Raw genomic sequence first — 20,474 nt, forward strand, 5'->3', positions numbered from 1 at the left:
AACTGTAACCGCAAGCTACTCCGGAGTCACCTGCGTACCGTCAGCCCGACGCGCTGGAACTCCTTGAGGTCGGAGTAGCCGGTCTTGGCCAGGGCGCGGCGGAGCGCACCGAACAGGTTCACCACGCCCTCGGCATCCGACGACGGCCCGTGCAACAGCGTCTTGAGGTCGATGTCCGCGGTCGGCACCGGTGCGACGCGAGACCGTGGCAGCGACGGGTGCGCGGCAGCGGCCGTCCAGTACAGGCCCCGGCCGGGCGCCTCGCTCGCCGCCGCCAGCGGCGCACCGAGCATGACGGCGTCGGCGCCACACGCGATGGCCTTGGCGATGTCACCGCTGCAGCCGATTCCGCCGTCGGCGAGCACGTGCACGTAGCGACCACCGGTCTCGTCCAGGTAGTCCCGGCGGGCCGCGGCGGCGTCGATGACCGCCGTCGCCATCGGGACGCCGATACCGAGCACCCGGTCGGTGCTGGTGATGCCCGGGGTGTAGCCGTGCCCGACGATCACACCGGCCGCGCCGGTGCGCATGAGGTGCATCGCGGTGCGGTAGTCGCTGACCCCGCCCGCGATGACCGGAACGTCGAGGTCGGCGATGAACTCCTTGAGGTTCAGCGGGTCGCCGTCGCGGGCTACGTGCTCGGCCGAGACGATCGTGCCCTGCACGACGAGGATCTCCACGCCGGCCGACAGCAGGTGCGGTGTCAGCTCGGCCGCATGCTGTGGGCTCACCCGCGCCGCGACGGTGACACCGGAGTCGCGCACCGTCCGGATCGCCTCGGTGAGCAGCTCGGTCCGGATGGACGCCGAGTGCAGCTCCTGCAGCAGCTGCACGACCTCGGCCGAACCCGCACCGTCCTTCGCGGCAGCCACCACACGCGCCAGCGCGCTCTCGGCGTCGGCGTGCCGGGCCCACAGCCCCTCGGCGTTCAGCACGGCGAGGCCGCCGAGCTTGCCGATCGCCACAGCGGTGTCGGGTGACACGACCGCGTCGGTCGGATGGGTCACGAGCGGCAGGTCAAACCGGTAGGCGTCGATCTGCCAGCTGGTGGACACAACCTTCGACGAGCGCGTCCGCCGCGACGGCACGATGTCGATGTCGTCGAACCCGTACGACCGCCGCGCGGTGCGGCCCATACCGATCTCGACCAGATCCCGCACGTGAAGTCCCTTCTCCCCGCAAACGCTGCGGGTTCATTCTTGCTGCCGCCGCCACCCGCCCTGTCCACGGGTCACCCGGGAGCCAGGGCGGGTTACCGGGTGGTGTAGTTCGGCGATTCGACGGTCATGGTCACGTCGTGCGGGTGGCTCTCCTTGAGACCCGCCGCCGTGATCCGCACGAGCTGCGCCTGCTGCAGCTGGGCGATCGTCCGTGCGCCGGCATAGCCCATACCGGAGCGAAGCCCGCCGATCAGCTGGTGGACGACATTGGCCAGCGGACCACGGAACGGGATCCGGCCCTCGATGCCCTCCGGCACGAGCTTGTCCTCGGACAGCACGTCGTCCTGGGCGTAACGGTCCTTGGAGTAGGACCGCTGCTCGCCACGCGAACGCATCGCGCCGAGCGACCCCATGCCGCGGTAGGTCTTGTACTGCTTGCCGTTGACGAGGACCACCTCGCCGGGCGCCTCGGCGGTGCCGGCGAGCAGGCTGCCGAGCATCACCGCGGACGCACCGGCCGCGATGGCCTTCGCGATGTCACCGGAGTACTGGATGCCGCCGTCGCCGATCACAGGGACCCCGGCAGGGCGGCATGCCTTGTCGGCCTCGTAGATCGCCGTGATCTGCGGGACCCCGACCCCGGCGACCACGCGCGTCGTGCAGATCGAGCCCGGCCCGACGCCGACCTTCACCGCGTCGGCACCGGCCTCGACGAGTGCCTGCGCCCCGGCGCGCGTCGCGACATTGCCACCGACGACGTCGACGGTTTCGCCGAGCTCCTTCTTCAGCATGGCCACCGTCTCGAGCACGGCGCGGGAGTGGCCGTGGGCCGTGTCGACCATGAGCACGTCCACACCGGCGTCGGCCAGCGCCATGGCGCGCTGGTGGCCGTCGGAACCCACACCGACCGCAGCGCCCACGAGCAGGCGGCCGTCGGGGTCCTTGGTCGCGTTCGGGTACTGCTCGGTCTTGACGAAGTCCTTCACGGTGATCAGGCCGCGCAGCTTGCCGGCACCGTCCACGATCGGCAGCTTCTCGATCTTGTGCCGGCGCAGCAGCCCCAGAGCCACCTCCGCCGTCACGCCGACCTGGGCGGTGACCAGCGGGGCCTGGGTCATCACTTCGCTGACCGGCCTGCTGTGGTCCACCTCGAACCGCATATCGCGGTTGGTGATGATGCCCACCAGCGAGCCGGCGGCGTCGGTCACCGGCACACCGGAGATACGGAACCGCGCGCACAGCGCGTCGACCTCGGCCAGTGTGTCGTCGGGCGAGCACGTCACCGGGTCGGTGACCATGCCTGCCTCGGAACGCTTGACGACCTCGACCGCCTGGGCCTGCTCGTCGATCGGCAGGTTCCGCTGGAGTACCCCCATGCCACCCTGGCGTGCCATCGCGATGGCCATCCTGGCCTCGGTCACCGTGTCCATCGCCGCGGACAGCAGCGGCACGCGGAGGGTCACGTTGCGGGTGAGGCGGGTACTCGTGTCCACGGTGCTGGGCACGACATCCGACTCGGCGGGCAGCAGGAGCACGTCGTCGAAAGTCAGCCCGAGCATGGCGAACTTGTCCGGGATGCCGCCATTCGCGGCCTCCGCGGAAGCAAGTAGGTCTGCGGAGGTGAACTCGCTCGTCATGGCTGGCAAGTAACCTTCCTCGGCGGTAAGCCATCAGGGGGACACGGACCTCTTAGCGATGGTATCTGGACGTACCCCGGGGTCTGCCCGGTACCGTGCAGGCCGTGCCGCACGATGTGTTGCCCCCAGACCCGTTCGCCGACGACCCCGACGACCCGGCCAGGGAGATCGCTGCCCTGGACGAACCCGCGGGCGAGCCGATCAGTGCCGAAGAGCGCGCCGAACTGCTCGCGGACCTGTCGGACCTCGCCGTCTACCAGGCACTGCTGGAGCCGCGCGGTGTCCGGGGCATCGTCGTCGACTGCGGCGAGTGCGACCAACCTCACTACCACGACTGGCATCTGCTCCGGGCAAGCCTCGAGCAGCTCCTGGCCGATGGGTACATGCGCCCCCACGAGCCTGCCTACGATCCGAACCCGGCCAACTACGTCAGCTGGGACTACTGCCGGGGCTTCGCGGACGGCATCACCGCGACCGAGAGCGCGTACTGAGCGTCGCAAGACCGAAAAAGGCGCGTAACCATACTGGTCACGCGCCTTCTCGAGCGTTGAATCGTCAAGGTGACGACTCCGTTCCGCCGGACACCCCGGCGGAATGCTGACCTCCTAGCGATCCAGAGCTCGACCCTGAGCTGTATCCCGAACTGCCCGTGTCGCCGCTGCCGGTGGTGTCACCGGTCGACGAGCTCGGCGGCGGGTTGGTCGTCGTCGTTGGCGGCTCACTGGTCGGGCTGGTCGAGCTCTCCGGCAGATGCGACTGCGGCGGGTTCGACGGCGGCAGGTTGGGCTTGGGCGCGGTGTGCGTCGGCCCGTGCACGGCCGGCGGCGTCGTGGTGCTGGGCGGCGTGCTGGTCGGCAACGGGGTCGTGGTGGTGGTCGGCGGCGGAGGCGCCGGCTTGTTCAGCTGTGCCATCAACTCGGTGTGCCGTGCCTTGAGCTTCGCGAGCTCATCCTGGGCCGTCACGTGGCTGAGCCCCTGCTGCGCCTGGTTGAGGGCCTGCCGCGCATCGTCGTAGCGCTGCTGTGCGAGCGCGAGCTGGGCTTCCTGCAGCTCGGTACGCACCGAGGCGGCAGCCTCGACCGACCGGGCGTGGTCGGCGTAGAGCACCTTGCTCAGAGCCCACAGGGTGTCGCCGGGCTGCGCGCTCCGCGCGGCCAGTGCGGTACCCGTGAAGCCGATCGCGAGCACGGCCGCCGCAGCGGCGACGGGCACCAGCATCCGGCGCTTGCGCCCACGGTTGCGGCTCCGCTGCGCCAGCGTGGCCGTCTTGATCGTCGTCACGGCCTGCGGCGTGTCGACGAGCTCGGGCATCGGCTCGCTGTCGATGTCCCGTCGCCACGCCAGCAACAACGTGTTGAGTTCCTGGTCACCGAGGCCGTCCGCGACGCGCGGGTCGGACCCGCCGAGTGCGTCGAGCAGAGCATCGTCAGCCTGCAGCGCCGAGAGTTCGAAGGTGGTCGAGAACTCGCCGGTCTCCGCTGATTCCGCGGTCGGCGGGTGCTCCGCGGAGTGCCGTACCTCACCAGGTTCCCGGTCTCCGCCATCGCGTTCCGTCACTCAGACCACCTCCTCAGCGGCGAGTACCTTGCGCAGCCTCGCGAGAGCGCGGTGCTGGGCGACCCGGACCGCTCCGGGTGTCGAGCCCACGGCCTCCGCGGTCTCCTCAGCCGATAGCCCTACGACCACACGCAACACCACGATCTCGCGTTGTTTGTCCGGCAGGACCTGCAGCAGCTGCGCCATCCGCGCGTTCAGCTCACCCTGCAGAGCGTGCTGCTCAGGGCCGACATCGCCCTCGATCTCGTCCGGTACCTCAGCCACCGGCTCGGCACGGTTCCGGGCTGCTGCCCGGTGTGCATCAGCCACCTTGTGCTGTGCGATGCCGTACACGAACGCCAGGAAGGGGCGCCCCTGATCACGGTACGAGGGCAACGCCGTGAGCACCGCGAGACACACCTCCTGGGCTACGTCGTCAGCCGAAGCGAACGAGCGTTCTTGCCTGCCGACCCTGGCGCGGCAGTACCGCACCACGAGGGGACGGATAGCGGCCAGCAACCGCTCCACCGCCTGTGGGTCACCCTCGATAGCGGCGGCGACTGACTCGTCCAGTCCATCCCCCACATTGGCCATCGCAGACAACTGTCCCGGTGTTACGTGTAGGCGTGCAAGAAGAGCGACGCGCGGCAGTCATATCCCTCACGCCGGTGATACCTACCGTACCTTCCGGCACCCCCGTTTATTCGCGGACGGTCGTCGAACGTGACTCCGCATGCTGCAACCTGCAGGAACGTCAGATTACAGCATCTGTCAAACATTCAACGAAACAAGCACGTCCGGGTGATTACGACGTGCGTCACAGCACGAGACGGCACGCCACGGGGCGGACCCTCAATGGCGTGCCGGATGCGGTATTCGGGTGTGTGGATGTCCCAAGCGTCAGGACACCAGCCCGCGGCGGAAGCCGTGGGCGACGGCCTGCGCGCGGTCGCGCACGCCGAGCTTGCGGAAGAGGCGCCGGGCGTGCGTCTTGACCGTGTCCTCCGACAGGTACAGCTCACGGCCGATCTGGCCGTTGCTCTTGCCCTGGCTCATACCACGCAGCACCTGCAGCTCGCGCTCGGTCAGCTGGACACCGGGGTCCGATGGCTGCCGCGGCGCGGGCACCGACGTGCTGGCGAGCGTGTGTGCCAGCGCGGCAACGAGCTCCGGCCGCGAGGCGTCCCAGCGCAGGTAACCGCGGGCGCCACCGGCAATGGCGGCGGCGATGCTGCCGGCGTCGTCCGGAGCGCCGAACACGATCACGTTGGCCTGCGGGTTGGCCGACACCAGCCGGCGAGTGGCCTCGACGCCGGTGGGCACAGCGCGCTGGGTGCCCACGAGCACGACGTCGACCGGCTGCCGGGAGTACCGGGCAAGCAACTCGTCACCGTGCGCTACACAGTCGATGCGACTGACGCCGGGAACGGCAGACATCACGCGGGTGAGCCCTTCGCGGACACTGCGTCGGTCGTCGCAGATCAAGACCGTCGTCACGGGGTTTCCTTCCTGCAGCCGGGTGACATTCCACTTCCCCTATCGGACGCTTTACGTCTCAACTTGACACGATCTGGTGGCTTTTTTTGAAAAAGCCCTCGCCCAGATGTCGGTATGGCACCGGTGACGCAGGTAACAGGTCAGATCGGCACCCACGGGGACGCACGCGCGAGGCGGCGACCGTCGGGGTCAACTGCCGGTAACAGAGCGTATAACTCGCGAGTAACCCTGGCTCGGTTCCAGCCAGTGCTGGCCGGCTCCAGGTCGGCGGCCAGGAGGCCGGCCGGCCATGCCAGCGAGGCGAGCCGGCATGTCGCGGCGGCCTCCAGCGCCCCCGCAACGAGGTCGGCCGCACGCGTCCTCGCGTCCGGCTCGCCGGTGGCGGCCAGCGCCGCGCCGAGGATGAGGTCGGACTTGATCGCGTGTCGCGCCGCTCCCCGGTCCCGCGCCAGCCCGGCGGCCCGCTGTGCATGCGTCACGGCGGCCTTCGCGTCACCGCCGGCCAGTGCCAGCTCAGCGCTGACCCACCCGAACCGCACCTCGGCGCGCCACCCCCGACGCTGCGCGCCCGCCACCTCCAGCAGCCGGCGGGCCGCCGTCAGCCTGCCGAGGCCGAGGTTGTCGGCGGCCAGCCCCAGCAGCGCGTCGACACGTGCCCCCGCCGGATCGAGCCCGTCCACATCCGGCGCTCCCCCGGCCCGGCTCGCGTTCAGGAGCGCGGCACCGTCGGCGGCGAGCGCGGCGGCGTGCCCACCGAGCTGGCGGCGGTGCGCGGCGAACGTCGCGCCCGCCAGCGCGGCGAGTAGCGGATCACGGCCGTGGGCGAGCGGGCGGAGCAGCGTGGCGGCGGCCGCGTACCGGCCCCGTGCACCGAGGACCACGGCGGCGAGCCATCGGCAACGGTCGCCGCTCGCGCTTGCCAACTCCCGGTCAGCGATGTCCGGAGCGTCGCCGAACGCTGCGCGGCGCAGCGTGGCCTCCTGGGTCAGCACGAGGTCATCCTTGCCGGGGACCACCCAGCAGGACGTACTCGACACGCTCGGCGGCGCGGCGGACATCGGCAAGCAGCTCCACTTTGGGCGGCAGGGCACCGGCGTCCCAGCCAGGACCGCACGCGAACAGTCGGCCACGCTGGCGACCACCCGCGAGCTCGGCGAACAACCCGGGCCCGGCCACCGGAGCGGTCTGCGCCCACAGCACGACCGCCGCCGGCGAGCTGCGACGGACCGCGCTCACCAGCACCCCGACAGGCAACGGCACACCGAACTGCGCCGTGATGATGCGGCGCTGGGCGAGTACGGCCGCCAGTGCGTACACGGGCAGGATGTCCGGCTCGCCGGGGGCGGAGGCGAGCAACACGGGCCGCAGGTTGCGGGATTCGGTGAGCACAGGGGTCGCCCGGACGAGCGCGCCGACGACGCATTCGGTGAGCAGGCAGCCGACCTCGGATGCGCCGTAACCGCCGCGCTTGCCTGCCCCGAGCGCGGCCACGACCGGATGGATCACGCCCTCCCAGGCGCCGAGCACGCCGAGCGTGGCGATGGCCTCGGCCAGCAGTTGCTGCACAGCGCGGACGTCCATCGCGAGCGCGGCGGCGCTGAGCTGGCGCGCGTACCGGGCCGGTCCGCCGGTGCTCGGTGTGCCGGTGCTCGATGTGCCGGTGCCCCGCCGGTCCTCGCCTGTGTGGGCGATACCCCCATCACCCGCCGGGACCACGGACGGGGGTGGCTCGTCGGCCTGCCTCGGCAGGCGATCGAGTGCGTACCGCGCCGCCTCGGCCGTCGACGCGCCGCGCAGCAGCGCCCGCTGCATCAGTTCGAGCCGGACGATATCGGCGGGACCGTAGCGACGGTGCTTGCCGCCGGTGTGCCTGCTGGGGCCGAGGCCGTAGCGCCGGTCCCAGGTACGCAGCGTGGACGGTGCCACACCGAGCCGCCGTGCCACGGCCGCGACGGGGAGGGTGGGTTCGTCGTTCTTCGCCGATGGAAGCGTGTCGTGCACAGCCGGCGCTCGGCCGGCTGCGTGATCTGAGTCGGCCTCTGACCCCACTCGGTCAAATATCCCTAAACCACCGGGTGAGAGCAACAGGACACTTTGAGCCCGTGTGTCACTAATCACACAACCGGGGGAAGCCTAACGGCTGAATTGATCTGAATCGCTTGAACAACTATTGGCGCGCTTCTAACGTTACGGCCGTTGCACCAAATGGAGTAGTCGCACTAGAACAACTGCAGCGTCCGGCCGCGTGGGGCCGGATACCGGAGGCGGTCACGATGGCAGACACGCGCAGGCTCCCTGGCCCGAATGCCGATATTTGGGACTGGCAACTCGAGGGGTCATGTCGGGGGATGGACAGCGGGTCCTTCTTCCATCCGGACGGTGAGCGGGGGCCGGCGAGAGCGAGGCGGGAGGCGAGGGCGAAGGCCATTTGCCACACCTGCCCGGTGCTGCGGATGTGCCGTACGCACGCGCTCGCCGTACACGAGCCGTACGGGATCTGGGGAGGACTGTCCGAATCGGAACGTGAAAGCATTATCAAGTCCCAGAAACGCGAACTGACTCTGACGGCTCTGGCGGGCAATTGACGGCCGGCAATTGCCGAGGGGCGCCGGTGTTTACCGGCGCCCCTCGTGCTTTTACCGCGCACAACGAAACGGGGCGGTACTCCCAGTGGAGTACCGCCCCGTTTGTTGCGTATTCCGTGACCGCCGGTCAGTGCGCGTGGCCGTGACCGTGGGCGGCGCCCACGTCCGCCTTCTCCGGCTTGTCGACCACGGAGCTCTCCGTCGTCAGCACCAGCCTGGCGATCGAGGCCGCGTTGGCCACCGCGGAGCGCGTGACCTTCACCGGGTCGACGATGCCGGCGGCGAGCAGGTCGGTCAGCTCACCGGTCGCAGCGTTGAGGCCCTGGCCCCACGTCTGCTCCTGCACCTTGACAACGATGACCGCGCCCTCGTGGCCGGCATTCGCCGCGATCCAGTACAGCGGCGCGGTCAGCGCCTCCCGCACGATCTTCACGCCGATCGCCTCGTCGCCGGTCAGGCCCAGGCCGCCCTCGAGCTCCTTCGCGGCATGCGCCAGCGCCGAGCCACCGCCGGGCACGATGCCCTCCTCGACGGCTGCCTTGGTGGAGGCCACGGCGTCCTCGATGCGGTGCTTGCGCTCGGTCAGCTCGGTCTCGGTGGCCGCACCGACCTTGATCACCGCGACGCCGCCGCCGAGCTTGGCCAGCCGCTCCTGCAGCTTCTCCCGGTCCCAGTCGGAGTCGGTGGTCTCGATCTCCTTGCGGATCTGGGCGATCCGGGCCTCGAGGTCGTCCTTGGTGCCCGCGCCGTCGACGATGGTCGTGACGTCCTTGGTGACCTCGATGCGGCGAGCCTTGCCCAGGACTTCGAGCCCGACCTCGGACAGCTTCAGGCCCACCTCCGCGGCGACGACCTGGGCACCGGTGACGACCGCCAGGTCGTCCAGGAACGCCTTGCGGCGGTCACCGAAGAACGGCGCCTTGACCGCCACCACGCTGATCGTCTTGCGCAGGGCGTTCACCACGAGGGTGGACAGCGCCTCGCCGTCGACGTCCTCCGCGATGATCAGCAGCGGCTTCTTGGCCTCGGCGATCTTCTCCAGCACCGGGAGGAGGTCGGCCAGCGCCGAGATCTTCTCGCGATGCAGCAGCACGAAAGCGTCCTCGAGGATCGCCCGCTGCTCCTCGGGGTTGGTCGCGAAGTGCGCCGAAAGGTAACCCTTGTCGAACTGCACGCCCTCGGTGATCTGCAGCTCGGTGGCCAGCGTGGAGGACTCCTCCACGGTGATCACACCGTCCTCGCCGACCTTTTCGACGGCCTCGCCGAGCAGCGCGCCGATCGTGGCGTCCCGCGAGGTCACGGTGCCCACCTGGGCGATGTTGTCGCGGCCCTTGACCGGTGTGGCCTTGGCCTTGAGGACCTCGACCACCTTGTCGGCGGCCTGCTCGATGCCGCGGCCGAGCGCGGTCGGGTTGGCGCCGGCGGCCACGTTGCGCAGGCCCACCCGCACCAGCGCCTGCGCCAGCACGGTGGCCGTCGTGGTGCCGTCACCGGCGACGTCGTTGGTCTTCGTCGCGACGTTCTTGGCGAGCTGCGCACCGAGGTTCTCGAACGGGTCGTCCAGCTCGATCTCGCGAGCGACGGTGACGCCGTCCAGCGTGATCGTCGGTCCACCGAACTTCTTGTCCAGCACGACATGACGGCCACGCGGGCCGAGGGTCACCTTGACCGCGTTGGCGAGCTTGTCCACCCCGCGCTCGAGCGCCCGACGAGCGTCCTCGTCGAAGTTGATCTGCTTAGGCATTGAAACCTCTCTCCAGAGCTTGCTGCGATTTTGCGCGCGATCGCGATCCCGTCCAGAGGGCGCGACCATGGAGACAACACACCTTTGGCTGACGGGCGCCCCCAGCCAAGATCGCGAGGCCTTCGGCCAGGGCGCGCACTGTGGTCACCTTGAGTGCCGCCACGTCATTTCGCAGCAGTGTCTCCAGGCAAGCGAAACGCCCCGGTCCCCGGCTTTACGCGGGACCCCGGGGCGTTATCGCATACGCGGGTCGTCAGTTGATGACGGCCAGCACATCGCGGGCGGACAGGATCAAGTAGTCCTCGCCGTTGTACTTGACCTCGGTGCCACCGTACTTGGAGTAGATGACGACATCGCCTTCCTTGACATCCACGGGGATGCGGTTGCCCTTGTCGTCCACGCGGCCCGGGCCTACGGCCAGAACCTTGCCCTCCTGGGGCTTTTCCTTCGCGGTGTCAGGGATGACGAGGCCGGACGCAGTCGTCTCCTCGGCCTCGCTCGTCTGGACAACGATCTTGTCCTCGAGCGGTTTGATGTTCACGCTCACCGGGTTGACCTCCACGGGTCGTCGAAAGCGTTGGCAGGTACCTAATTGGGTACGGCGCCTACCACCCCCGCCGTCGCGGGTGCCGGGGCGTGTGCGGTGCCGTGCAATTAGCACTCTAGCCATCCGAGTGCTAGCCGCGCAAGCGAGGGTCCCCTCCAGCGGCGATGCCCTGCACCCAACATTCACCGCTTGATCACCCGTTCGGGAACCAGTAGTCATCATACGACTGCAGGCTGTGCAGGTTCTGGCTGACTGACACCCCGTTGGGAGCGCACTCGTGCCTGCACAAGGTGAGAACAGTCCCTTCCTGACCTCCCGTCGTACCGTCCTCGCCGGGAGCGCCGCACTCGGCGCTGCCGCGGTCGCGACCGGCCTGCCGCTGGCGGCCGCCGCCATGCCCGGAGCGGGCAGCCCGCTGCGCGGCGACCCGTTCACGCTCGGCGTCGCCTCCGGCGAGCCGGACCACCACAGCCTGGTCCTGTGGACCCGCCTGGCTCCCACGCCGATGGCAGAGGACGGCCTCGGCGGCATGAACGGCTCGATCGAGGTGCAGTGGGAGCTGGCTCGCGACGAGCGGTTCCGGCACATCGTGCGCCGCGGGACCGAGCGCACCGACGCCACCGCGGGCTACGCGGTGCACGCCGAGGTCGCCGGCCTGGCACCGGGCAGCGAGTACTTCTACCGGTTCCGCGCAGGCAAGCACCTCTCGCCGGCAGGCCGCACGCGGACCGCACCGGCACCGGGCGTCCTCGGCGCGGGGCTGGCGATGAGCTTCGCCTCGTGCTCGCAGTACGAGCACGGCTACTTCACCGCCTACGCCCACCTCGCCGCCGACGAGCCGGACCTCGTGCTGCATCTCGGCGACTACATCTACGAGCACAGGGCCAACTCCTACGTCTCCCCCACCGGCAACGTGCGCGATCACGACGGTCCCGAGACCGAAACGCTCGCGAACTATCGCCAGCGGTACGCCCAGTACCACGCCGACACCGACCTTCAGGCCGCGCATGCCGTCGCGCCGTGGCTCGTCGTGCCCGACGACCACGAGGTCGACAACAACTGGGCGGGCGATGCCTACGAGAACCCGAACACGCCGCAGCCGAATTTTCTGCAGCGCCGCGCCGACGCGTTCCAGGCCTATTACGAGAACCTGCCGCTGCGCCGGAACAACAAGCCGCAGGGTTCGCACATCCAGCTCTACCGCACGGTCCGGTGGGGCGCGCTGGCGAACTTCCACATGCTCGACACTCGCCAGTACCGGGACGACCAGGCGTGCAACGACGGCTGGAAGGTCTGCTCCGACGCCGCCGACCCGGCTCGCACGCTGACCGGCGAGGAGCAGGAGGCGTGGCTGATCGAGCAGTTCCAGCGCTCCCGCGCTCGCTGGGACGTACTCGGCCAGCAGGTGTTCTTCGCCCGCAGGGCCAACGCCGCCGGCGCCAACAGCATGGACGCCTGGGACGGCTACAAGGGGTCGCAGGAACGGATCACGCAGGGCTGGCTAGACGCCGGCGTGCGCAACCCGGTGGTGCTCACCGGCGACGTGCACACGCACTGGGCCAACGAGCTGAAGGCGAACTACGCAGACCCGGACAGCGCGGTGGTGGGCACCGAACTGGTCACCACGTCGATCACCTCGGGCGGCAACGGCGCGGACTCCAACCCGGCCGACGATGCGAACCTCAAGCTCAACCCGCACATCAAGTTCCGCAACAACCAGCGCGGGTACGTGCGGACCCGCATCACCCGTGACGGGTTCCGGGCCGACTTCCGGGTGCTGGACCGCGTGACCGAGCCGGGCGCACCGGTACGCACCCGCGCGTCGTTCGTGATCTCCGACCGTCGCCCCGGCCTGACCGAGGTGGCGAGCTGAAAGCCCCCAAGGCCACCTGGTTGCTTTCAACGCAACCAAGGTGACCTTGGGGAGCGATCCTGAGCGCGTCAGGAGTCGAGCGCGACCTTGATCCCGCTGCCCTGCTCTGCGTTGCGGCGTGTTTTGGACCACCCGTTGCGGCGACGGATCAGCCGGAACAGCGCGCGCCACGACGTGATGTAGAACGTGTAGATGTAGAGCGTATAGGCGAGTCCCATGCCGAGACCACGCAACAGGTTACGGCTGCGCAGGCACTTCAGCTGGTACACCGGGCCCCAAATAAGGAAGGGCACCGACCCGAACGCGCCGTAGATGACGAACAGGATCCAGGCTCCGCCGGAGATCCAGCCCCCCACCTGCGCGGGGTCGCTGATGGTGTTGGCGAGCAGCAACAGGAACGGGATCGGATACAGCAGCGAACCCAGCAACTGCAGCCATGGCTGGGCCAGGTAGTACATCATCTCGGCCGCGCCGAGCGTGGACAGGTGCGGGGAATCCCAGATACGGCGCAGGTACCGGGAGCACTGCATCGTTCCCTGGCCCCAGCGGGTGCGCTGCACGAGGAACCGCCGCAGGCTGTACAGCGCCTCCTGCGACACATGCGAGTCCGGCGTGAACGCCGTGCGCCAGCCTGCTGTGAGCAGGTGAACGCCGAGCTCGAAGTCCTCGAGCAGGGAGCCGCGCCACGGCGTGCGGTCGGCGCCGCCGACGGAGTCGAGCGCGGACAACCGGGTGAACTGACCATTGCCGCCCATGGAGATCGTGCCGGTGTACCCGCGCGAGGTCTGGATCGCGGCAATCGCCGTGCGGAACTCCAGGTCCTGCAACTGCGCCAGTTTGAGCCCGAAGGCACGCGAAAACCACCGGCGCCGCGGCGGGGCCACCGAGCGGTTGCTCATCCACACGTCCAGCTGGACCGCGCCGATCTTGTTGTCGCCGAAGAGATGATCCGCCGCGCAGACATCCAGACAGTTGGCGGCGGGCCTGCCGTCCGCATCGACCACGGCGACGACAACGCGATCGCGCGAGATGTGCTTGCCCTGCCAGAGATCCAGGGCCCGGTAAGCCTCGTTGAGCGCGTCGCCCTTGCCCGTTCTGGCGTTGGGCCTGCGCCGCTGCACCAGATGTATGAACGGATCTGGCGTACCGTCGCGCCCCCACACGGTCCTTACCTCGTCGGCGGTGCCGTCGTCGGAGTCGTCGTCCACGACCCACACATGCGCAAGGGGAAAGGTGTCACGCAGGTAGCGGATCGTGTCGCCGATCACCGCCTCCTCGTCGCGGCACGGCACGAAGAAGTGCCAGTCGAACAGCGAGGGATCGCCTGGCGGGGCAGGCTTGCGCCGCAGGAACGGCACGATGATGACGGCGACATAGACGAGAAACGCAACACTCATCGTCAGCGCGAAGGCCTGGGTGATCGCGATCAGGACCTTCAACGACCCGTCGCTCATGGGCGCGTTGCCTTCGCCTTCGGCTTGCGAGTGGCCAACCAGACGAAGAGCACGAGTGCAACCGCACCACCGATCACACTGACCAGCGAGCCGAGCAATGTGTGCCCCCAGTAATAGCCGCGGCTGACTCCGAGCCAGTTCACCAGACCCACGATCGCCAGGATCCGCAGCTGGTTGACCAGAATCACGGCGACCGCGGAAATAGCGAGCGTGACGGCCAGCCGGAGTGCATTCTGCGGGCGAAACCACAGCATTGCGGCAGTAACCAGTAACAGCGGAATGAGCAGGAAGACAGACGAGCATTCCGGCGTCATCCGCAGGCCGAGCGGGTTGTCCCCGGACAGTCCGAAGTAGACCGTCTCCCGCTCCGAAACCACGTGAACCCCACTCGAGGTCACCAGGCGCAGCAGGAGCCCTGCCAGCTCGATCTCGAGCGCACGATAGGTCCGCTCGACGAACACCAGACCAGCCGCAACGGCTAGTACGACAACAACCGCGACCCGGGCGCTCAGGCGCCGCGCTCCGGGCGTACCAGCAGTGACAACCGCCACACACACCCCTCAGATTCCGTTTACGTAGCGAGCGCTCTGCGCGCTCGAGCGAGGCGATCGTACGTCATTTTCTTGCGATTGACCAAGAAACCGAAAATTACACTGAGAGTAGTGCGAGCACACCAGGAAACCGCTGGCAACACACGATCAGGTGGCGCGAAGGTAAAACAACCCATAAGGGTTGGTTTTCCAATTTTCCGTCAGATTTTGTAACTCCGCAGCGATAGGCCAGGCGCATGCCGCCCAGAACTTTCGTTAATGGTTCACCAACGGCGGCCACAATAAGAAAACGGAGGACAACTGAATGAGCAAGCGCAGGCTACGCCGCGGTGGGCTGGTGACCGCATTCGTCGCTGGCACCGTGCTGCTGAGCGCGGCGCCCGCGTCGGCCGCACCCGGTGACGGGTCGGCCTACGGCGCCGAGGTCAACGTCTCCCTGCTGGGTGCACCGGCGGTACAGGCGGGTCCGTTCGCCGCAGCACACACCGACGGCCCGACGAACAACTCCTTCGCCGGAGTCGACCTGCCCGGCATCCTGAACACCGGCGTGATCACCACCGAGGCGGTGCGCGACGACGAGTCCGGTGCGGTGCAGTCGTCGGCGACGACGGCCGGTGTCGGCCTGCCGCTGCTGCAGGCCGCTCTCGGCAACGTCGGCGCCGAGGCGGTCACCGCGACCTGCTCGGCCACGCAGGACGGCAACACCGGCAGCACCACCCTCGCCGGGATCGATCTGGGCAGCCTCGGCGAAATCCCGGTGGAACCGGGGCCCAACACGACCCTTGCTGTGGCACTGCCGATCATCGGTGAGGTGGCCCGTCTGACGTTCAACGAGCAGATCGAGAACTCCGACGGCAGCCTCACGGTGAACGCCATCCACCTCGAGTTGCTGGGTGGCAGCGGCCTCGGTGCGATCGGGTCGGGCGACCTGGTCATCTCGTCGGCCACCTGCGGGCCCGCCGGCCTGCCGGTTCCGCTCGCCTCCGGTGCCGGTCTGTGGATCGGGCTGGGAGTGGTCAGCGCCGTCGCCCTTCCGGTGGGTTACCGCTTCGTGCGCAACCGTCGCACCGCGACCGTCGCTTCCTGACCGGATGAGGTGAGCAACGGATGTACAAGATGCCCGGAGCCGGTGTCGGAACCGCGGGCGGGAGCGTAGGAGCGCTCGCCTCGACCGGCGCCGATGTCGGCTGGTGGCTGGCGTTCGGTGCGCTGTTGATCGTGCTGGGCGCGGTCGCCGTCATCGCCTCCTACCGCAGAAAGAAGCGGCTGGCCCGCAGCGCGGCCTGATCCGCTTCAGCCCGGCGACCGGCCGGCCTCGTGCCGCCGGTCGCCGGGCCCTCCCCGCTCCCCACCCCGCCGAGGAAGGACCCGCCGTCGTGGATGTCATGCTGCTCGCCGGAACGCGTCCCGAAGCGATCAAGCTCGCACCGCTCGCACTCACCATGGCCGGGCACAGCACCCTGCGCCCGCGCATCGTCCACAGTGGTCAGCATCCCGACATGGTCGACCAGGCGCTTGCCCCGTTCCGTCTGCGCGCGGACGCCCGGCTCGACCTGCCTGAGCGCACGGCCGGCACCCAGGCGGAACTCGTGGCCGGCCTGCTGCCCGAACTCGACAACCTGCTCGCCGCGCACCGGCCCGCGGCGCTGGTCGTGCAGGGCGACACCACCACCGTGCTGGCCGGTGCGCTGGCGGCGTTCTGGCGGCGCATCCCGGTGATCCATCTGGAGGCCGGCCTGCGCACCGGCGATCTCGACGCGCCGTTTCCCGAGGAGGGCACCCGGCAGCTGGTGGCGCGGATCGCCGCCCTTCACCTGGCACCGACCGAACCCGCGGCTGCGGCCTTGCGCAGGGAGGGCATCCCCGCGAACCGCATCGTCGTCACCGGCAACACCGTCGTCGACGCCGTTCTCGCCATCGCCGCGAAACGCCTTCCACTGCGCGACCCCGCACTCGCGGCACTGCAGGGCACGCGTCTGGTGCTGGTCACCTCACACCGGCGCGAGTCGTGGGGTGAACCACTGTCGCGCACGCTCGCCGCGGTCCGCCGGCTGGCCGACACCCATCCCGACACCCACGTGCTACTGCCGGTACATCCCAACCCCGCCCTGCGCAGGCAGGTTCGTGCCGAGCTGACGGGGCATCCACGGATCGCGATCACCGAACCGCTCGACTACCCCGATCTGGTGCACGCGTTGCGTTGCGCGGAGCTGGTGCTCACCGATTCGGGTGGCATCCAGGAGGAGGCGCCGACGTTCGGTACGCCGGTGCTGGTGCTGCGCGAGACCACCGAACGGATGGAAGCCGTCGACTCCGGTCACGCCTGGCTGGTGGGCACCGACACCGATCTGATTACGAAGACGGCCGGGCGGGTACTGGCGGGTGAGCTGACCGTGGCCGGTGGCGGCAACCCCTACGGGGACGGCGCCGCGGCGTCGCGGGCCGTGCTCGCCATCGAGCGGCTGCTGGCCGGGCTCACACCGACACCGTGCTGACCGGCAGCGCCGGATTTGCCGAGATGTCCAGCGCGCTCGGGCTGCATCCGCCGGCGATGACATGCGCGCCGAGCGCGGCGATCATCGCGCCGTTGTCCGTGCACAGCCGGGGCCGGGGCACCCGCAGCTCGATGCCTGCCTCGGCACACCGCTGCGCGGCCAGCGCCGAGAGCCGGGAGTTGGCAGCCACACCACCGGAGATGACGAGCGTGCCGATGCCCGACTCTGTGGCGGCCCGCACCGCCTTGGCGGTCAGCACATCGGCCACGGCCTCCTGGAAGGAGGCAGCCACATCGGCAATGGGCACCGTCTCACCGCGGGCTTCGGCCGCCTCGACCCACCGGGCGACGGCGGTCTTCAACCCCGAGAAGGAGAAGTCGAACCTGGCGTCCCGCGGGCCCGTCATGCCTCGCGGGAAGGCGATCGCCTTCGGATTGCCGTCCCTGGCGGCCTTGTCGATCGGCGGGCCGCCCGGGTACGGCAGATCCAGCAGCCGCGCCACCTTGTCGTAGGCCTCACCCGCCGCATCGTCCACTGTGGAACCGATTTCGGTGATCTTGCCTGCGATGTCATCCACCCGCAGCAGCTGCGTATGTCCACCGGAGACCAGCAGCGCCAGGCAGGGCGACGGCAACGGTCCGTGCTGAAGGGTGTCGACGGCAATGTGGCCAGCCAGATGGTTGACGCCGTAGAGCGGAACGTCCAGTGCCATCGCGTACGCCTTCGCCGCGGAGACACCGACCAGCAGGGCGCCGGCCAGCCCCGGCCCAGCGGTGACCGCGATGGCGTCCACATCGGACAGTTCGAGCCCCGCTGCCGCGAAGGCACGTTGCACGGTCGGCACCATGGCTTCCAGGTGCGCACGGCTGGCCACCTCGGGGACGACACCGCCATAGCGAGCGTGCTGCTCGACGCTGGACGCCACCTCGTCGGCGAGCAGCTCGACGGTGCCGTCGTCGTGCAGGCGGACGAGACCGACTCCGGTCTCGTCGCACGAGCTCTCGATGCCCATGACGATGCGCGGCATCAGCGGGCCACCTCCTGTGCTTGCCGGGTCGGACGCATCATCGTGTAGGCGTCCGCGCCGGATGGTTGGTAGTAGCCTTTGCGCAGGCCGATACGGCTGAAGCCATGCCGCTCGTACAACCGGATCGCGTTGTGGTTGTCCGTGCGCACCTCGAGGAAAACTGGCGCGCGCAGCTCATCGGCCCGGGCGAGCAACGCCTGTAGCAACGCGGTGCCGATGCCCTGCCCCTGGTGGCCGGCCTGCACCCCGATCGTGTGCACGCTGGTCTCGAAGTCGCCCGGCCTGCCGGCTATGGCCAGGCCCGCGTAGCCGACGAGCTCGTCATCGTCGGTGAGCGCGACGAGGTAGTGGCCACCGGCGTCGAGCTCGGCGTGGAAGGCGCGGGAGGTCCACGGGCTGTCACCGGAGAAGAGGTCCTGCTCGATCTCGACGCAGTGTCGGATGTTCCCGCGGCGCAGCGGCTCGAGCCTCACGACGCGGTCACCCTCTTCCGCGCGCTCGGTTCGGCGGCATCAGGCCTACGCAGGTACAGCGGGGTGAGGGGTGCGGGGGCCTCGCCGGCGAGAATCGCGGGGCGCGCGGCGGTGACGACACCCAGCGGCGCGGGGTGTTCGTGGTCGAGTACGCGGGTGAGGCTTGCGGCGATGTCCTCCCTGCGGTTCACGTGCGGTCCGTCGACGCGCACGCCGTCGGCGTCGTAGGCCGCCCAGTAGACCTCGCGGCGGCGCGCGTCGGTGATGACGAGGAAGGGTTCGCCACGGTCGGCGCCTGCCGCGATCGCATCCAGACTGCACACTGGGTAGGCCGGAATGCCGAGACCGTGCGACAGCGCGGCGGCGGTGACAAGGCCGGCGCGCAACCCGGTGTAGGGGCCGGGGCCGACACCGCAAGCGATGGCGCCGAGGTCGCGCAGGGTGATGCCAGCCGCACCGACCGCATCGAGCACATGCGGCGTGAGCAGCTCGCCGTGCGCCCTGGCGTCGACGGTGATCCGCTCGGCGAGCAGGGTGGAGCGCTCCTGCTGCGGCTCCACGGCGACGACGCCGGCGGTGACCGCGGGCGTGGCGGTGTCGATGGCGAGAACTAGCACCCTTCGAGGGTACGACCGCCCCGATCGGGTCACGCGCACAACCTGGGGCTGGTGCCATGCGGGGTTGGGCGCTGGAGGGCATGCCCTGCCTGCGTTGGACGCAGTGGGCCACCCCGGCCTGCCTGGGCCCACCTCGCCTGTGAGTGGACGACGCAGTGCGGGCCACCGGCGCCTGTCCCCTTCGCCAGCAGGGTGTGGCACTCTGCTGGGCACCACCCCAGCCCGCCCCTGCTACTGGTCGCCGGGAGCCGGTACCTGGGCGTCGTCGTCCGGATTCCAGGCCAGTAGGCGGACCTTGGCCACCGTGCGCAGGTGACGCCGCATGGCGGCCGCCGCCTTCTTCGAATCGCCGAGACTGATTGCGTCGAAGATCGCCACGTGCTGGGCGAGTGACCGGCTCGGCCTGCCCGGCTGGCGCAGCGATTCGGTTCTGCTCTCGGTGATCTGTTCGGCAATGGACCGCATGAAATCCGCCATCAGCGAGCTGTGCGCGGCAGCCGTCACCGCGGCGTGGAACCGGCGGTCACCCTCCACACCGTGCCCACCGGCGCCGATCTCCTCACGCATATAGCCGAGCGCCGCCTCCAGCACGTCGAGGTCGGCCTTCGTCCGGCGTTCCGCCGCGAGCTCGGCGAGCTTCGTCTCCAGCGCCTCGCGCGCCTCCAGCACGTCGGGCAACCGGCGCCGCCGTTCCACCAGCTCCTCGACCGGCTCCGCATCGAGGGTGTCGCGCAGCAGGTAGGTCCCGCCGCCGTGCCGCACCTCGACGAGCCCCTGAACCTCCAGCACGACGATCGCCTGCTTGACCGACGCCCGGCTCACCCCGAGCCGCTGCGCCAGCTCACGCTCCGCGGGCAGCTTGTCCCCAGCACGCAACAGGGAACTTCCGACATACTCCCGCAGCCGTTCGATCACCTGCTCGTACAGGCGAGGCCGGGCCATCGGGCGCAAGGCATCGGACACGCAGGCCCCCTCCATCGTGCTGACCAGCCGTTCCCGGCAGCCTAACAGCCAACCGGTGGCCCAGTGGCTGAGCCATTCGTCCATTTGCTGCTTGACAGCCGGCCGCATCTCACCGCAAAGTGGGTCAGCCACTTGGCCACCAGGCCACTAGGCCGCTCCTGGTGCCCTCCACCGGCAGCGACCCCAACACGGGAGAGCCGCATGTCCGCCAGCTCATGGTCTACGGGGGCATCATTGTCGCGGCGGCACCTCTTGCGGTGTGGCTTGCGCTGATCGTGCCCGGTTTCGGGTGACACACGTCGACGACGAAGGAGA

General features: G+C 69.3%; 22 protein-coding genes. 7 read left to right on the forward strand and 15 right to left on the reverse strand.

Annotated elements, in window-relative coordinates; translation table 11 throughout:
- Positions 1 to 26 precede the first annotated feature (26 nt).
- Together ABZ863_RS00100 and guaB are read right to left on the reverse strand one after the other, a co-directional pair.
- On the reverse strand, positions 27 to 1,160 hold the full coding sequence (locus tag ABZ863_RS00100; protein WP_358528997.1) for a GuaB3 family IMP dehydrogenase-related protein: 1,134 nt from the start codon (positions 1,158 to 1,160) through the stop codon (positions 27 to 29).
- A gap of 92 nt (positions 1,161 to 1,252) precedes the next feature.
- The gene (gene guaB, locus ABZ863_RS00105; RefSeq protein WP_358529000.1) at positions 1,253 to 2,797 is read right to left on the reverse strand and encodes an IMP dehydrogenase; all 1,545 of its coding nucleotides are present in this window, start codon (positions 2,795 to 2,797) and stop codon (positions 1,253 to 1,255) included.
- 95 nt (positions 2,798 to 2,892) lie between these two features.
- On the opposite strand from guaB, the gene ABZ863_RS00110 reads away from it, so the two are divergent.
- Complete coding sequence (locus ABZ863_RS00110; protein WP_358529002.1) at positions 2,893 to 3,288, forward strand: DUF5319 domain-containing protein; 396 nt, start codon at positions 2,893 to 2,895, stop codon at positions 3,286 to 3,288.
- Positions 3,289 to 3,352: 64 nt separating this feature from the next.
- Here the strand turns inward: ABZ863_RS00110 and ABZ863_RS00115 are convergent, their stop codons facing one another.
- The 5 genes from ABZ863_RS00115 to ABZ863_RS00135 form a co-directional block, all read right to left on the reverse strand.
- A complete protein-coding gene (locus ABZ863_RS00115; RefSeq protein WP_358529005.1) occupies positions 3,353 to 4,354 on the reverse strand; it encodes an anti-sigma-D factor RsdA in 1,002 nt (333 codons plus the stop codon).
- Positions 4,355 to 4,927 (reverse strand): sigma-70 family RNA polymerase sigma factor, encoded by a 573-nt coding sequence (locus ABZ863_RS00120; RefSeq protein WP_358529008.1) that lies wholly within the window; start codon positions 4,925 to 4,927, stop codon positions 4,355 to 4,357.
- 306 nt (positions 4,928 to 5,233) lie between these two features.
- Entirely contained in the window at positions 5,234 to 5,830 is a 597-nt protein-coding gene (locus ABZ863_RS00125; RefSeq protein WP_003073605.1) for a response regulator transcription factor, read from the reverse strand.
- A 140-nt stretch (positions 5,831 to 5,970) separates the two neighbouring features.
- Positions 5,971 to 6,888, reverse strand: a complete 918-nt coding sequence (locus tag ABZ863_RS00130; protein WP_358529013.1) for a hypothetical protein — start codon at positions 6,886 to 6,888, stop codon at positions 5,971 to 5,973.
- Positions 6,827 to 7,831, reverse strand: a complete 1,005-nt coding sequence (locus ABZ863_RS00135) for a MerR family transcriptional regulator (RefSeq protein WP_358529015.1) — start codon at positions 7,829 to 7,831, stop codon at positions 6,827 to 6,829. Before ABZ863_RS00135 ends, ABZ863_RS00130 begins: the two co-directional genes overlap by 62 nt.
- Positions 7,832 to 8,103: 272 nt before the next feature.
- Between ABZ863_RS00135 and ABZ863_RS00140 the strand changes: the two genes are divergently transcribed.
- Entirely contained in the window at positions 8,104 to 8,415 is a 312-nt protein-coding gene (locus tag ABZ863_RS00140) for a WhiB family transcriptional regulator (protein WP_358529017.1), read from the forward strand.
- Between the two features lie 127 nt (positions 8,416 to 8,542).
- On the opposite strand, the gene groL is transcribed toward ABZ863_RS00140, so the two are convergent.
- Both groL and groES read right to left on the reverse strand, forming a co-directional pair.
- Positions 8,543 to 10,159, reverse strand: coding sequence for a chaperonin GroEL (gene groL, locus ABZ863_RS00145; protein WP_358529020.1), 1,617 nt, complete (start codon positions 10,157 to 10,159; stop codon positions 8,543 to 8,545).
- A 253-nt stretch (positions 10,160 to 10,412) separates the two neighbouring features.
- Complete coding sequence (gene groES / locus ABZ863_RS00150; protein ID WP_110335040.1) at positions 10,413 to 10,706, reverse strand: co-chaperone GroES; 294 nt, start codon at positions 10,704 to 10,706, stop codon at positions 10,413 to 10,415.
- Between the two features lie 277 nt (positions 10,707 to 10,983).
- On the opposite strand from groES, the gene ABZ863_RS00155 reads away from it, so the two are divergent.
- The gene (locus ABZ863_RS00155; RefSeq protein ID WP_358529022.1) at positions 10,984 to 12,579 is read left to right on the forward strand and encodes an alkaline phosphatase D family protein; all 1,596 of its coding nucleotides are present in this window, start codon (positions 10,984 to 10,986) and stop codon (positions 12,577 to 12,579) included.
- Positions 12,580 to 12,647: 68 nt separating this feature from the next.
- Here the strand turns inward: ABZ863_RS00155 and ABZ863_RS00160 are convergent, their stop codons facing one another.
- Both ABZ863_RS00160 and xrtP read right to left on the reverse strand, forming a co-directional pair.
- On the reverse strand, positions 12,648 to 14,033 hold the full coding sequence (locus ABZ863_RS00160) for a glycosyltransferase family 2 protein (RefSeq protein WP_358529025.1): 1,386 nt from the start codon (positions 14,031 to 14,033) through the stop codon (positions 12,648 to 12,650).
- Complete coding sequence (gene xrtP / locus ABZ863_RS00165; protein ID WP_358529028.1) at positions 14,030 to 14,584, reverse strand: exosortase P; 555 nt, start codon at positions 14,582 to 14,584, stop codon at positions 14,030 to 14,032. Before xrtP ends, ABZ863_RS00160 begins: the two co-directional genes overlap by 4 nt.
- 304 nt (positions 14,585 to 14,888) lie before the next feature.
- Here xrtP and ABZ863_RS00170 point away from each other — a divergent pair, with 304 nt between their 5' ends.
- The 3 genes from ABZ863_RS00170 to wecB all read left to right on the forward strand — a co-directional run bounded on the left by ABZ863_RS00170 (position 14,889) and on the right by wecB (position 17,079).
- Positions 14,889 to 15,671 carry a choice-of-anchor P family protein gene (locus ABZ863_RS00170; RefSeq protein ID WP_358529030.1) on the forward strand — a complete coding sequence of 261 codons (783 nt, stop codon included), beginning with the start codon at positions 14,889 to 14,891 and terminating at the stop codon, positions 15,669 to 15,671.
- 20 nt (positions 15,672 to 15,691) lie between these two features.
- Positions 15,692 to 15,871 carry an LPXTG cell wall anchor domain-containing protein gene (locus ABZ863_RS00175; RefSeq protein WP_358529032.1) on the forward strand — a complete coding sequence of 60 codons (180 nt, stop codon included), beginning with the start codon at positions 15,692 to 15,694 and terminating at the stop codon, positions 15,869 to 15,871.
- Between the two features lie 89 nt (positions 15,872 to 15,960).
- Positions 15,961 to 17,079, forward strand: coding sequence for a UDP-N-acetylglucosamine 2-epimerase (non-hydrolyzing) (gene wecB / locus ABZ863_RS00180; protein ID WP_358529035.1), 1,119 nt, complete (start codon positions 15,961 to 15,963; stop codon positions 17,077 to 17,079).
- On the opposite strand, the gene tsaD is transcribed toward wecB, so the two are convergent.
- From tsaD to ABZ863_RS00200, 4 genes are all read right to left on the reverse strand, one after another.
- Positions 17,060 to 18,106, reverse strand: a complete 1,047-nt coding sequence (tsaD, locus tag ABZ863_RS00185) for a tRNA (adenosine(37)-N6)-threonylcarbamoyltransferase complex transferase subunit TsaD (RefSeq protein ID WP_358529036.1) — start codon at positions 18,104 to 18,106, stop codon at positions 17,060 to 17,062. The genes wecB and tsaD overlap by 20 nt on opposite strands.
- Positions 18,106 to 18,579, reverse strand: coding sequence for a ribosomal protein S18-alanine N-acetyltransferase (rimI, locus tag ABZ863_RS00190; protein WP_358529038.1), 474 nt, complete (start codon positions 18,577 to 18,579; stop codon positions 18,106 to 18,108). Before rimI ends, tsaD begins: the two co-directional genes overlap by 1 nt.
- Entirely contained in the window at positions 18,576 to 19,196 is a 621-nt protein-coding gene (gene tsaB, locus ABZ863_RS00195; protein WP_358529041.1) for a tRNA (adenosine(37)-N6)-threonylcarbamoyltransferase complex dimerization subunit type 1 TsaB, read from the reverse strand. The genes rimI and tsaB overlap by 4 nt, the downstream gene beginning before the upstream one ends.
- A gap of 231 nt (positions 19,197 to 19,427) precedes the next feature.
- A complete protein-coding gene (locus ABZ863_RS00200; RefSeq protein ID WP_358530312.1) occupies positions 19,428 to 20,159 on the reverse strand; it encodes a FadR/GntR family transcriptional regulator in 732 nt (243 codons plus the stop codon).
- Positions 20,160 to 20,320: 161 nt separating this feature from the next.
- Between ABZ863_RS00200 and ABZ863_RS00205 the strand changes: the two genes are divergently transcribed.
- A complete protein-coding gene (locus ABZ863_RS00205; protein WP_358529042.1) occupies positions 20,321 to 20,452 on the forward strand; it encodes a hypothetical protein in 132 nt (43 codons plus the stop codon).
- Positions 20,453 to 20,474 lie beyond the last annotated feature (22 nt).

This window comes from Saccharomonospora sp. NPDC046836 (assembly GCF_040645195.1).
In the GTDB taxonomy this organism is placed as follows: Bacteria; Actinomycetota; Actinomycetes; order Mycobacteriales; family Pseudonocardiaceae; genus Prauserella_A.

What these genes read in the sequence shown, in the direction of transcription:
- guaB (WP_358529000.1), bottom strand. Translation starts at nt 2,797, where the DNA reads ATGACGAGCGAGTTCACCTCCGCAGACCTACTTGCTTCCGCGGAGGCC.
- ABZ863_RS00120 (WP_358529008.1), bottom strand. Translation starts at nt 4,927, where the DNA reads ATGGCCAATGTGGGGGATGGACTGGACGAGTCAGTCGCCGCCGCTATC.
- ABZ863_RS00130 (WP_358529013.1), bottom strand. Translation starts at nt 6,888, where the DNA reads ATGTCCGCCGCGCCGCCGAGCGTGTCGAGTACGTCCTGCTGGGTGGTC.
- ABZ863_RS00140 (WP_358529017.1), top strand. Translation starts at nt 8,104, where the DNA reads ATGGCAGACACGCGCAGGCTCCCTGGCCCGAATGCCGATATTTGGGAC.
- groL (WP_358529020.1), bottom strand. Translation starts at nt 10,159, where the DNA reads ATGCCTAAGCAGATCAACTTCGACGAGGACGCTCGTCGGGCGCTCGAG.
- ABZ863_RS00160 (WP_358529025.1), bottom strand. Translation starts at nt 14,033, where the DNA reads ATGAGCGACGGGTCGTTGAAGGTCCTGATCGCGATCACCCAGGCCTTC.
- ABZ863_RS00170 (WP_358529030.1), top strand. Translation starts at nt 14,889, where the DNA reads ATGAGCAAGCGCAGGCTACGCCGCGGTGGGCTGGTGACCGCATTCGTC.
- ABZ863_RS00175 (WP_358529032.1), top strand. Translation starts at nt 15,692, where the DNA reads ATGTACAAGATGCCCGGAGCCGGTGTCGGAACCGCGGGCGGGAGCGTA.
- tsaD (WP_358529036.1), bottom strand. Translation starts at nt 18,106, where the DNA reads ATGCCGCGCATCGTCATGGGCATCGAGAGCTCGTGCGACGAGACCGGA.